8 protein-coding genes are annotated in these 12,252 nt (G+C 49.1%); all 8 read right to left on the bottom strand.

Annotated features, from left to right (window positions below):
* The coding region (locus QZ375_RS00115) for a hypothetical protein (RefSeq protein ID WP_365727839.1) at positions 1–1,485 on the bottom strand (1,485 nt) is incomplete at its 3' end.
* A 231-nt stretch (positions 1,486–1,716) separates the two neighbouring features.
* Complete coding sequence (locus QZ375_RS00120) at positions 1,717–2,655, bottom strand: dipicolinate synthase subunit DpsA (RefSeq protein WP_295213904.1); 939 nt, start codon at positions 2,653–2,655, stop codon at positions 1,717–1,719.
* 551 nt (positions 2,656–3,206) lie between these two features.
* On the bottom strand, positions 3,207–4,748 hold the full coding sequence (locus QZ375_RS00125) for a trypsin-like peptidase domain-containing protein (RefSeq protein WP_295213905.1): 1,542 nt from the start codon (positions 4,746–4,748) through the stop codon (positions 3,207–3,209).
* A 198-nt stretch (positions 4,749–4,946) separates the two neighbouring features.
* A complete protein-coding gene (locus tag QZ375_RS00130) occupies positions 4,947–6,218 on the bottom strand; it encodes a dockerin type I domain-containing protein (RefSeq protein ID WP_295213907.1) in 1,272 nt (423 codons plus the stop codon).
* Between the two features lie 664 nt (positions 6,219–6,882).
* Positions 6,883–7,911 carry a carbohydrate ABC transporter permease gene (locus QZ375_RS00135; protein ID WP_295213910.1) on the bottom strand — a complete coding sequence of 343 codons (1,029 nt, stop codon included), beginning with the start codon at positions 7,909–7,911 and terminating at the stop codon, positions 6,883–6,885.
* A 14-nt stretch (positions 7,912–7,925) separates the two neighbouring features.
* Positions 7,926–8,819 (bottom strand): sugar ABC transporter permease, encoded by an 894-nt coding sequence (locus QZ375_RS00140; RefSeq protein ID WP_295213911.1) that lies wholly within the window; start codon positions 8,817–8,819, stop codon positions 7,926–7,928.
* Positions 8,816–11,602, bottom strand: a complete 2,787-nt coding sequence (locus QZ375_RS00145; protein WP_295213913.1) for a DUF5696 domain-containing protein — start codon at positions 11,600–11,602, stop codon at positions 8,816–8,818. The genes QZ375_RS00140 and QZ375_RS00145 overlap by 4 nt, the downstream gene beginning before the upstream one ends.
* A gap of 19 nt (positions 11,603–11,621) precedes the next feature.
* Entirely contained in the window at positions 11,622–12,251 is a 630-nt protein-coding gene (locus tag QZ375_RS00150; protein ID WP_295213914.1) for a Yip1 family protein, read from the bottom strand.
* Position 12,252: the final 1 nt, after the last annotated feature.

Here is a 12,252-nt window from a genome sequence, read left to right on the forward strand (position 1 = left end):
ATCATCGGTGCTTGCAGTGGTCTCAGTAGAACCAGTGCCGTTTGTATCATCGGTGCTTGCAGTGGTCTCAGTAGAACCAGTGCCGTTTGTATCATCGGTGTTTGCAGTGGTCTCAGTAGAACCAGTGCCGTTTGTATCATCGGTATTTACAGTGGTCTCAGTAGAACCAGTGTCACTTGTATCATCAGTGTTTACAGTGGTCTCAGTAGAACCAGTCTCGTCTGTATCGCTTGTTTCAGTTGTATCAGTTGTGTCCTTATCCTTCAGAACAACGGTTACGTCACGAACGATATCCAGAGCGACTGTACCTTCTACATTTGCATCAACCTCTACGGTCTTTACAGTCTCAACAGACTCAACTTCCTTTGTACCGCCGTAAACTTCTTCTACCTGTGCTTCTACGTATGCAACAACTGCATCGTACTCTGCATCTTCAATATCGAAGTCAACAGAATATGCACCCTTTGCTGCGCTTACAACGAAATTAGAAGCGCCGTTCAGAACAGAAGCGATGTCAGCAGAAGAAACCTGGATCTCAACATTGACATCAACTGCTTCCAGGCTGGAGTTCAGGGAAGCGACTGCGTTATCAAATGTTGCGCCATACTTTGCAACCATGCCATCAACAGTGTTCGGCTGATTTGCAGCAGATGCAATGCCGTTCTTTACTGCATAATTCAGAGCAGCAGCCAGAGTAGCATTTGCAGTGTCATAAGTTCTCTCAGAAATGTTTGCAGTCTTGAACAGATCCAGCTTGTTCTGCAGTGCAGCAACCTTGTTTGCCATCTTATCTGTGATAGCCTTCAGCTCAGCCTTATCTGTTTCAACGTCCTGACCAACCTTCTCTGCAACAATTGCATCAACCTGTGCGCTCAAATCATCATAGATCGCAGTCAGGTAATCAACAGCAGTGTCAACAGTGTAGGTCTTGCCGCCGGAAACATATTCCAGTGTTGCAGAAGCCTTCTTGTTGTCCAGATCAGCAGTAACAACAGCCTTGTATTCGCCAGTCATAGCAGCGGTGTTCAGCTTGATCTCACCATAGCCCAGTTCTGCGAACTTTTCTTCCAGTTCCGGAACAATGTAGCTGGAGAAATCAGCAGTCCCTGCGATTGTAACAGTGCTTCCAGATACAGTAGCGGTCGGATCAGCAGAAGCGTTTACAATGTCCTTGATCAGGGAAGCGTAGTAGCCAGAACCAAGAGTGCTTACAATTGCCTTAGCGTCAACTGTAATTACCTTGCCATCAGCCTTTTCCAGTGCCTTTGCAACAGTCTCGTTCCAGTTAGAAACCTGAGTAAAGGTAATGGTATCACCCTCAGCATCGGTCGGAAAGCCTGCGTTAGTCTCCACATTCAGGAGCTTTTCTGTGGTTACAGCAAACTTTTCAGTTTCAGCAGCTGTAGCAGAAATCGCAGCCAACTGACCCAGTGCAACCGGAATTGCGACAGTTGCAGCAAGAAGTCTGTTAAATGTCTTCTTCATTCTTTTTACCTCTCTTTTTTATTTTAAATTACCATTGCCGCCTGTACGGATGTCCCTCATCCGACCTGACAGATGCAAGACCGCATGATCCATACCGCTTCATAAATCAAAACAGTCTGCGAACGACAATTGTGACTGCCTACAGAACCGCTTATAGCAGCCCTATAAACAATTTACATACGTATTTTAACATATTATTTCGCCCGTGTCAAGCCCATCCGCTCTTTTTTTTTAAAATTCTTGGCGTGATATTATCCCCATTTTTGTCGCTTTTTCACAATTCAGTGCGTAAATTCCGAGTTTTAAACCTTTTTCCACAGTATTTTCAACACTTTTCCTGTGCCAACACCGCATCCCCGGCGGAAGTGACAAAGCCCACACGACCCGGATGCCCAGCTTTTTTGCCGCCGTGAAATCCGTGCCGCCGGGACGGGACGCCAGGTCTATGACCAGTGAATCTGCCGGCAGTGCTTTTAACACTTGTTCCGTCAAGACCAGTGCCGGAACGGTATTCAGTACCAGCGTACTTTTTGCTGCCGCCTGTTCCAGTTCCATCATGGGCATAGCACCGCAGCCCTGCATCACCGCAAGTGCCCTGGTCTCACAGCGTCTGGCGCAGACGTTCACTGTCATACCCAGTCCCCGGAGTCTCTGCGCAAGTGCCATGCCGATCCTGCCATAGCCCACGATGAGTGCTGTACCGCCATCCAGGGTGGAGGCTGTTTCCTCCATGGCGATCTGAATGGCTCCTTCGGCAGTAGGAACGGCGTTGCTGAGGCAAAGTTCCTCCCGCTTGAGATAATCCTCCGTTTCCATACCTACCGCCGTGAAGCAATGTTCCACTGCTTCTGAGCACTGTCCGCCCAACACCAGTGCCCCGGGATTTCCGTGTTCCGCCAATGCCGTCAGCGACAGCGGATGTTTCCCGAAAGGCGCCTGCACTGTCACACCGTCTGTGCTTGCCGGAATCGGCAGCACCAGCACATCATAGGGTACGGCATCGTCAAGTTCCTCCCTACAGCACACTACGCCGCTATTTTCCAGCGCATCCGGCACAAAGCCTGCCGCCTGCACCGTCCATCCGGGCAGTTCTGCCAGCTTCTGTGCAGCATAGCGTTGCCGCAGGTCGCCTCCTGCCACCAAAATCACCTTGTTGGTTTGCATACCCATACCTCCGCTCCTGGAATTTTTCCTGCGTGATACGAATTCCGGATTCGTATGACCCCTTCACTGCCGGCATCCGGCGCATACACGCAGCGGAGACCGGGATCTACTATTCGGGCAACATCGCACAAAAAACACCTGTGGACTTTGCACGGTATTGCCTTAGCATAGCCGCCGGGATGCTTTCAACGAGTTTTCAACATATCAACTGTGGAAATGGTGGAAAGTACTCCCGTTTCAATTCCGGCATGCCTTATTCCATCCTATGCTGCCAACAAAAAATGGTGCCTTATAAAATAATGAGGAATTAGGAGTTAGGAATGAGGAATGGCGGTATCGTCTGCGGCGATGTATTTATATATAAGAGAACATCAACTTTTACACACTAAATATTTTTTAATCATATGAGCGCAGCGAACACTGCCATTCCTAACTCCTCATTCCTCATTCTAAAAAAGCACCGAAAAACCGCCCGACAATGTGCCGGGCGGTCTCTCGGAAAAATAATAAGGAGAATGTATGAAAAAACGAGATGTCAAAATAAAGATAAAATAGGATCAGTTCTGGGACGCTGTCACTTCTTCCAGCGTGATGTCCACTTTCATTTCCTCACCGCTGCGGACAACCGTCAACGTCACTGTATCGCCGGCGTTGTATTCATTCTTCACAGCGTTCAGTTCTTCTGTGGTGGTGATTTCCTGATCCTGGATGGCAGTGATAACATCCGCCGGCTGTAACCCGGCAGCATCTGCTGCACCGCCCTCGGTAACGCTGATAATATAAGCGCCCACCGGGATATGATATGCCTGGGACACAGCCTCCGAAACATCCTGGCAGGTGATGCCAAGCTGCGGACGGCCGGTCACATAGCCGTAATTGATAAGATCGTCAATAATGGTTCGGGCTTCTGACATAGGAATCGCAAAGCCAATACCTTCTACTGTTGCCTGACCGGAATAGGTCGAGGACATTTTTGCAGAGTTGATGCCGATAACCTGACCAGCGCTGTTGATGAGCGGGCCGCCGGAGTTACCGCTGTTGATGGCGGTATCTGTCTGGATCAAAGTCATAGTGTTATCATTGATGGTGACCCGGCGATCCAGTGCGGAGATAATACCGCAAGTAACAGTGTTCTGGAATTCCAGACCCAGAGGATTACCGATGGCAACCACCATTTCACCTACCTCACAGCTGGAACTGTCACCGAACTCTGCCGGTGTCAAGTCTTTGGCTTCCACCTTCAGCACAGCGATGTCTGCTTCTTTGTCATATGCCACAATGCGTGCATCATAAGTCGTTTCCTCGTCAGACATCTGCACCTGCACTGCGGTAGCCTCGCCATAGCCGTACTCATCGTCATAGATCACATGGGCATTGGTCACAATATAGCCATCCTCTGACATGACAATACCAGTGCCCACACCTGTTGCCTGCTGCGTACCGCCATTCTGATTGCCATAGCCAAAAAAGCCGCCGTAATAATTATTTCCATTGTTGGATGCAGAAAAAGTTGCTTGAACTCCCACAACAGAAGGTGTCACTTTTTTGACAATATCTGTAACGGACATAGCACCGTTGGTAGAGGCCAGCTGAATCCAGCTTTCCTCCGCGTTGCTGCTCTCCGCATTACTCTTGGAATTTTCTTTTGCATCATCCTTTTTTTCTGCTGTCACATCAGAAATCACTGCGTTTCCGGAATCCAGAGAAGAACGAATCCCCTCATAGATCCCAATGGATGCACCGGAAACCAGTGCCATTGCCAGTACACATGCGGTCACCTTCAAACCAGTGTGCTTTTTCTTAGGTTTCTTTCCTGGATCCCCGGACGCATTGCCGTTGGGATCGGAATAATAATTCACATAGGTATAGCCGTTATTCCCATTGGAACTGCCATTGGGCGGCGTCTGTGCAGAATTGCCTGTACTGTAGGAATTTGCAGAACCGGCACTGCTGTGTACTGCCTCATCCTGATGCGGTGTCGGATTGCGATAATAGCCATTCTGATAAGCATAGGGATCGTTTGCATTGTTCGGAGTGCCTGTCCCCATGTTTTCCTCGCCGTTGTTCATGCCTGCATTGTTGGTTTCAAAATCAGCCATAATACTCTTCCTTTCCATCTATACCAAAACATCTTGGAGCTTTTCTCCAGATGTGTTGTGGTTGTGCTTTTCGTTTTCTGTAATTCTTATTATACGTTTTTTTGTGATAATCATATGATAATCGATAGAAAAGAAAGTAAAATACTCCCCCACACAGGCTTCACATTGTCATTTTTACTGTAAAAGTATGTTTCCAGATCACTTGCGGCCATTTTCCTGGAGAAATGTCTCCAGATCCACATCCTGTCCCACAGAACATGCCGCATAGAATTTCAGCATCAGATAGGCATCATCGGCATTTGCTGTGTTGTTGTTGTCCATATCTGCCGCACGGCGCTGGACAGGGACAAAATCACTGGACTTGCCAACAGAAACAGAAGCATATTCTTTTAATGTCAGATAGGCATCATCGGCATTAATGGTACCGTTGGAATCCACATCGCCCTGAAAAAAGGCAGTCGCAGTATTTTCCGAAGCGGTATCCATCATTTCATCCAGTGCCGGACGAAGTGTCTCCAGGTTGCTGCGCTCGCCGGTGGCATCATATGCCGCAGCGATCACACTGCCATCTCCATTAGAGAGTGCCTTGTCGGCATTGACGGAAGCCGAAGCAATGATCACCTGTCCAATGGCAGAGAATGTCATATCCAGATTTGCAATATTGGTCAGATAAAAGCCCAGTGCCTTTTCACCAGATGCGCCCACATATGGCTCATAAAAATCCGCCACTGCCACATTAGATAAAGAGGAAATGGCTTCGTTCACGCCCACAGGAACAATAGGTGCACCTGCGTCGGAACCACCCAGAAGGCACGCTTCCAGATAGGTAAACAATGTGGAAAGCGCCGCACGGCGGTTCTGAGAAACGGTTTCACTCAGCGCCTTGAAATCCACCGCAAGAGGATTGGACACTTTCTGTACCACAATATTGGCGCTGCTGTTGTTTTTCCGGATCAGCTGCACTGCCTCTGTGATAGCTGCATTGGTCTGTTCCACTGTTTTCGGCAAGGTTTTCATAAGACGGCTGTCCAATTCCATGATCTTGTCCATATCATTGGGCATACCATTGGCAAGAGACTCCAGGGTACTGTACTGGCTGCCGTCGATAATGTCCGTATTCTCATAGAGAATCGGCGTAATGATATCGTTGACGCCGACAGACACCAGGATCACATCGGCTTCCTGGATATCCGCCTGAAGAGCGGCATCGGTTTTCAGATCTTCCACCAGATCTGCGGCTTTCAGCCCGATCTCCGCACGGTTCTCCCATGTACCGCCCAGATAGTCCGCCACATATTCCACCGCAGGGGTCATGCCCTCCACCTGTGCCAGGCAGTCATCCCCAACAGCAAGCACTTTTACCGTTTCCGGTTGCATGGAGAGTGCTGATGCAGAAAACGGCACCATCGCAAATGCTGTTCCGGCTGCGCAGACAGCAGCAATTCCTTTTTTCCAAATCTGTTTCATCATGAATTTCGTTCCTTTCTATGGGGAGCATTCACTCCCATTTTGTGTGATTTCCGGACGTACCCCTTTCTCGTCCACTGTCATTATAGCGTGTTTCCACAATTCTGTCAAGCCACAGGGAAAATCCAATTTTTGTTTTATATAATACGAAACCGTGCCCATCCTAAAAAGAACGGGCACGGTTTCAGTAAAGCAATGAGAAAAAGAGAGATAACTGCAAAAATCTAAAATTGCAATTGAAAGCACACCGTCAGCAGCCTAACCTTTGCTGCACGGCATCTTTCATAATGAAGCAACATCCGCCGACCGCAATTCTTGTCGTTGGATCATCTGCCTTGCTTCTGTCATAAATTATATCATATCTGCACGAATATGTCAACACCATTCTTTCATTTTTTATGTAAAACCTACAGCCCTCTTTTTGTGCAAATTGCCCATGGTGAATTCCTCTTTGTGGGGAGAATTGGAGAAAGCGTGCAAAACACAGGAATGATTTGCCGGAGCAGATATCACTATCTGCGGCAGTCTGAATCAGTGCTGATCTTTTTTCAACTGTTTTCCACACATTTCAACATAAAATTGTGGAAAGTCCGTTTTTTCTGCAATTTCCGCAAAAAAGACGTCTCCCGAAGGAAACGTCTCTTTGTATTTTCCACAATTTCTGCCGTCAGCCAACCAGACCGGAACGTTCGATACCTTCGGTAAAATACTTCTGAAGGAACACATACATGATCAGAATCGGCAGGATCGAGATCAGACAGCCGGCTTCCATCCACACGATCTGCTCTCTGGGACTCACGTCTGCATTGTTGAACAGCTGCTGGGACAGCAGTGTGCTGAGGTTTTTCAGCATCAAGGCAATGGTCTGGTTCTTAGTGAAGAACGTGGAGCTGACATAATAGTCATTCCAGTACCAGACGATAGAGAACAGGAATACGGTCAGGAACGAAGATGATGCATTGGGGATCATAACCTGTACAAAGGTGCGAAGCGGACCGCAGCCATCCAGATATGCCGCATCCTCCAGCTCCTTTGGCAGACCCTTGAAGAACTGACGGAAAATAAAGATCATCAGACCGGCACGGATACCATTGCACATAGCAGCCGGCAGATACATACAGAGCTTGGAGTTAATGAGGTTCACTTCCAGCCCGAAAAGACCGAAGTGACGGAACGACATGTACTGGGGAATGGCAATGATCTGCGACGGCACCAGGATCATCATGACAACGATACCGAAGAGAATGCCCTTACCCTTGAACTTAAATCGGGCAAAGCCATAGCCAGCCAATGCACAGGATGCCACCTGTACCAGAGAACAGCCCACATTCAGGAGCAGTGTCGTTCCCAGAGTATTCCAGATGTCCATTACGCCGGCGGTTTCCTTGATGACGTCCAGGGTCAAATGACGGGGGATCCACATAACCGTAGGATCGCTCATATCTGCCGGATCACGGAAGGCACAGCTGAGCATATAGATCAGCGGATAGAGAATGACAAAGCACAGACCAAACAGAATGAAGAAGCGGAAAAAGGGCCAGACTGCTTCAAATACACGCTTGCGGCGCATATAGGCGATCTCGGACTTGTTCATGCTCTGCATCCGGATCTTCCGTGCCTCCCGCTTGCTCATGCCGTTTCCTACCAGTGCGTCGTCCTTGGGAGACGCCAGCGGAGTTTCTTTGATTGTTTCCATAGTTGCCGCCTCCTTTAATCGACTTCGTAATAAACGAATTTGTTGATGATTGTGGTTATGATACCCACGGCAGCCAGGACAATGGCAAAGTATACCCACGCCATCGCCGATGCCGGCCCATACTGCCAGTCAGACTGGAGATCCAGGATCCGTCCCATAACCACGTTATTCGGATCTGTAAAGGAATCAATGATGGTGAAGATAAAGCATGCCAGGATCATAGGGCTGACATAGGGCAGGGTGATCTTCCAGAAGTATTCCCACGCTGTGGCACCCTCCATCTGAGCTGCCTCCTTTGCGGAAACAGGAATGTTCTGGAGCGCTGCCAGGAAAATCAGGATCTGAATACCAGAATTCCACACAATACCGAAGATATTGTCAGAAACCGTCTCAATGGTGGTCTGCATACTATCCGAAATGCCATAGATGCCCAGGAATTCCATGAGTTCGCCCAGCAGATCTGTGGAGAACATGGTGGAGAACTGGCTTGCATCACTGTTGCCGGTGCTCTGCAGGTTACCATTGATGATATTGTACACTGGGCCGGTGGCAATGATGACAGGCAGGAAGAATACGGCACGGGAAAATGTCCGTCCCTTGAACTTCTGGTTCAGGATCACTGCCACGAACAGGGAGAACACCAGGATCAGCGGTGTTTTCCATGCGGTGTCTTTCAGCACCTGTACCAGGTACTGACGATAGTTCGGGTCTACATTAAATGCATAGTTGTAATTATCCAGACCCACCCAGTTGCCGACCATACCGCCAGTGTCCGGAGTGATATCCTGGAAAGAATAGAGCAGCGACTCTACAACGGGGATCAGGAAGAAGATCACTGCACCCACAAACCAAAGGGCAATGAAGCCATAGCCGTACATGCTCTTTCGTTTTTCATACGCCATTTTCATGTTTCGCTCCAGCTCCCTTCTTCAACATAATCCGAAAGCGCATATTCGGTGCCGTCTACACTGACGGTCTTTTCAGTCAGATCTGTGACAACGACTGTGCCGTTCTCATAAGCCGTGGTGATCCTATTACCGTCCCGTTCATAGTCGGTGATCGCCTGATCACCCAGACCGGAGAGCACTGCCTTGGAGAACCCATAGCTCTGTGCAGCGAAATCGATCCAATCCTCTGCACTTGCATAATACAGCGTATCCAGATCCGTATCCTTCAGTGTGCTGGTCTCCTCGCCGATCATATCATAGTGCAGGCTGCTGCCTGTTGCAATGGAGAGAAGCAGTGTTTCCTCTGGATTTGCCGAAGCATTGACTGCTGTTCCGGAATAGGATCTCAGCCCGTGCATGACCATCTGATAGAAGGGGATGTCCTCATCAAAAAGGTCGAATCCGCTGGACTGGAGCGGTACATCTGTCAGTTCCTTGACATAAGGCAGTGCATAGGCATTTGCCGTATCTGCCAGCATAGTAATGGAGGCATCCGAAAGGGACTGATAGGATTCTTCCAGAAGTTCTTGTGCCTTGTCACGGGAAATCGCAGCCTTGCCATAGTCACCGTACAGTGCAGAGGTCATGCTGCCCAGAGAAACTGCTGACAGTTCCTTTTTGCTATAATTGTCCGCCAGCTTGGCGTAGATATCTGTAAAGGTGGAGGGCGACAGCAGGGACAGCGGCTTGTTCACCGTACTCTGTGTGCCGTATGCCAAGTTGTAGTCATAGATTCGGGCATAGGAACCAGAAATGCGGACGGTAGTATCCGAGAATGTGAAATAGCCGTTTCCGGATGAAAAAGTCTTGTTGTCCACAGCAGGATAGATGGTCACACCGTTGGAATCCGCATAGGACAACAGATCTTTCCAGTCGCCGTTGCCGCCAAGACAGCCGGCTGCCTTTGCCTTATAATCTACCTTGCCGGAAATGCCGTCGTTTGTCCAGTTGTGATACTGCACACGGATATTTTCTGCGCCGCCTGAAGCGAGATTCTCCAGAATTTCCTGTGCCTGTTCAAAGCTGGTCAGGGAAGTTTTCAGTGTTACCGGCACGCCCAGGATGGATTTTTCCTTTTCTGTACCGCCGTAGAAGTCCAGATACAGCCCCGGATCTGCGGAATCCACGGTATTTTCCACGCTGGCTTCCTCCGTGAGATAATTCCGATAAGCCTCTGCCACATCTCCATAGTCCGGCGTTTCCTCCGTCTCCAAGGGGTAATAGCGCACAGCAACGGCATCTGTTTTAATGTCTCCGTCCTCAAACACAGTAAGCGCTGTGTTATTGTCACCGGACATATAATAGGTGTCGGAATCACGGATGGTGAAATCAAAGCCGCAGATGTTATAGCTGCTCTTAGACTGTCCGCTGACGCTTGCAGTCAGCTTTGCATTGGAATCACCCTCGGTGCAGACCACCATCATGGCGTCATCACCGTTAACAATACCGTACATGGGCAGATATACTTGCTCTGTCACAGCCGGCTCTGTCAGGGAAACCGCTGTGATATCAGAGCCGTACACATAGCCCGTATAGCTCTTGGCGCTGGTCTTACCGTTGTTGAACCGGATCAGTGCACCGCTGCCATCGGGAATGACAAAATAGCCCTCATCGGTAGAAGCTGCCGCACCGAAGCTGCTCATCATGGAGAGCGAAGTCGTAAGCTTTCCAGTCTGGGAAGTATCCTCTTCCTCGATCTCGGAAGTCTCGATACGTGCTTCCAGGTAATCATCCTCCAGTGTATAAATCACAGGAATGGTAATGCCTGCCTTCCGGAAAGTATAGGTGATCTCCACGCCGTTGCTCTTATCCTTCACCTTGACCTTTGCGTCGCTCTTGGAACGCATATTGGTGGTACTTCTCGCCTCCGGCTCGCCGTAGACCATTTTCAGAGAAGAGGAAAGATCATCCACGATGGTATTGGTGGCACGCTTGTCGTGTCCCACATTTTCCGGTGTAGACCACCACATTTTATCCGCTGCCTTGTCATACAGACCAATGACAGCGGTGTCATCGTCCACATACAGTGCCAGCTTGTCATTTTCCGTGACAAACCGTGCAGAGGAAATCACTGCATCAAAGGTATCTGCCAGCGCAACTGTCCAGCCGTCCTCGTTGGTATAGGTGACCTTGCCGTCCTCTGCCTTGCCGTTGCTGGTATAACTGCGTTCTACTTCGTCAAAATCGTCGTTGTACAGTTCCAGCGTCTTGTGATCTGAGGACAGAAATAGAAATTCGTTGTCCAGGGTAGAAACAATGCGGCGCACCATGGTTACCTTGGTATATTCCGTGTCCATATACACCAGCCAGCGTCCCTCAGGACTCAGGAAGATCACAAAGTCACTGGTATCGTCCTCTTCCTCTAAGGTGCAGACTACCTCGCCGGTCTCATCGTCAATACCCGCAAGCTCGATGTCATCCAGCAGATCTACCACGTCCTCATCGGCAATGGTATCCTCATAGTCCTCTGTGCGGTAGTAGAAGGTGATCCCGTCGCAGGAATTTTTCTTTTCCATGTACTGGGTCACCTGATCTGCGGTGATCTCGATCTCCTCCAGGGCTTCCTCCCGGGTCGCCTCTTCTTCGGCAGCTTCGCCCTCGCCGGTCTCATCCCCGGCAGTCTCCTCTGCCGTAGTCTCCTCCGCAGCGGTATCCTCTTCTTCAGCCGATACCGGGAAAGATGCCGCCGTCAGGCAAAGGGACATTGCCGCCAGAACGGCAGCCCATTTTTTCCATATTAACATGTCTGTTCCACCGTCCTTTCTATACTCTCACGCGATATGTGATCTCCGTGTAGACGGAAGAAATAAACACGTATACCTGCTGGAACAGTGCCACAAGCAGTACCAGCAGAATCAGAATAATGATCATTGCCACAAAGGTCAGGATCAGCGCCAGAATGGTCTTTGAGATGGAATACTGATGCACTGCCTTGATGGCGTTGAACATCAGCAGGATCGACCAGACCAGACCGATCACATTGACACAGGTAATAAAAATAACTTCATCCTGAATAAGTACATGAGACAAAATTGTCCGGATGTACAGCCCTGCCACATAAGGGATCAGCGAATAGGCACTATAGATGTAAATGTTCTTCATGGTTCCTTCGCCTTCCAGCAGAGTGCAGATAGACCAGTTTCCCACAACCCACACCAGAAACAATGCGATCGTCTGAACAATATAGGGAACAATGCTGAACATTTTTGTGTTTGTCACAGCAAATTGATATCCCAGAACATTATCATGGAGAATCTCTGCAATAAACCAGAGCAATACCACGATGCTGGCATAGAACACGGAACCGCCTTTTTTCCAGCGCAGATCTTCAAAGCCCTCAAACGGGTGGAACACACTGTGTTTTACCCATTGTTTTTGTGTTAAATCCATCATA

The sequence above is a fragment of the Ruminococcus sp. genome, assembly GCF_019417665.1.
GTDB lineage: Bacteria > Bacillota > Clostridia > Oscillospirales > Ruminococcaceae > Ruminococcus_C.

What these genes read in the sequence shown, in the direction of transcription:
- QZ375_RS00120 (WP_295213904.1), bottom strand. Translation starts at nt 2,655, where the DNA reads ATGGGTATGCAAACCAACAAGGTGATTTTGGTGGCAGGAGGCGACCTG.
- QZ375_RS00125 (WP_295213905.1), bottom strand. Translation starts at nt 4,748, where the DNA reads ATGGCTGATTTTGAAACCAACAATGCAGGCATGAACAACGGCGAGGAA.
- QZ375_RS00130 (WP_295213907.1), bottom strand. Translation starts at nt 6,218, where the DNA reads ATGATGAAACAGATTTGGAAAAAAGGAATTGCTGCTGTCTGCGCAGCC.
- QZ375_RS00135 (WP_295213910.1), bottom strand. Translation starts at nt 7,911, where the DNA reads ATGGAAACAATCAAAGAAACTCCGCTGGCGTCTCCCAAGGACGACGCA.
- QZ375_RS00140 (WP_295213911.1), bottom strand. Translation starts at nt 8,819, where the DNA reads ATGAAAATGGCGTATGAAAAACGAAAGAGCATGTACGGCTATGGCTTC.
- QZ375_RS00145 (WP_295213913.1), bottom strand. Translation starts at nt 11,602, where the DNA reads ATGTTAATATGGAAAAAATGGGCTGCCGTTCTGGCGGCAATGTCCCTT.
- QZ375_RS00150 (WP_295213914.1), bottom strand. Translation starts at nt 12,251, where the DNA reads ATGATGGATTTAACACAAAAACAATGGGTAAAACACAGTGTGTTCCAC.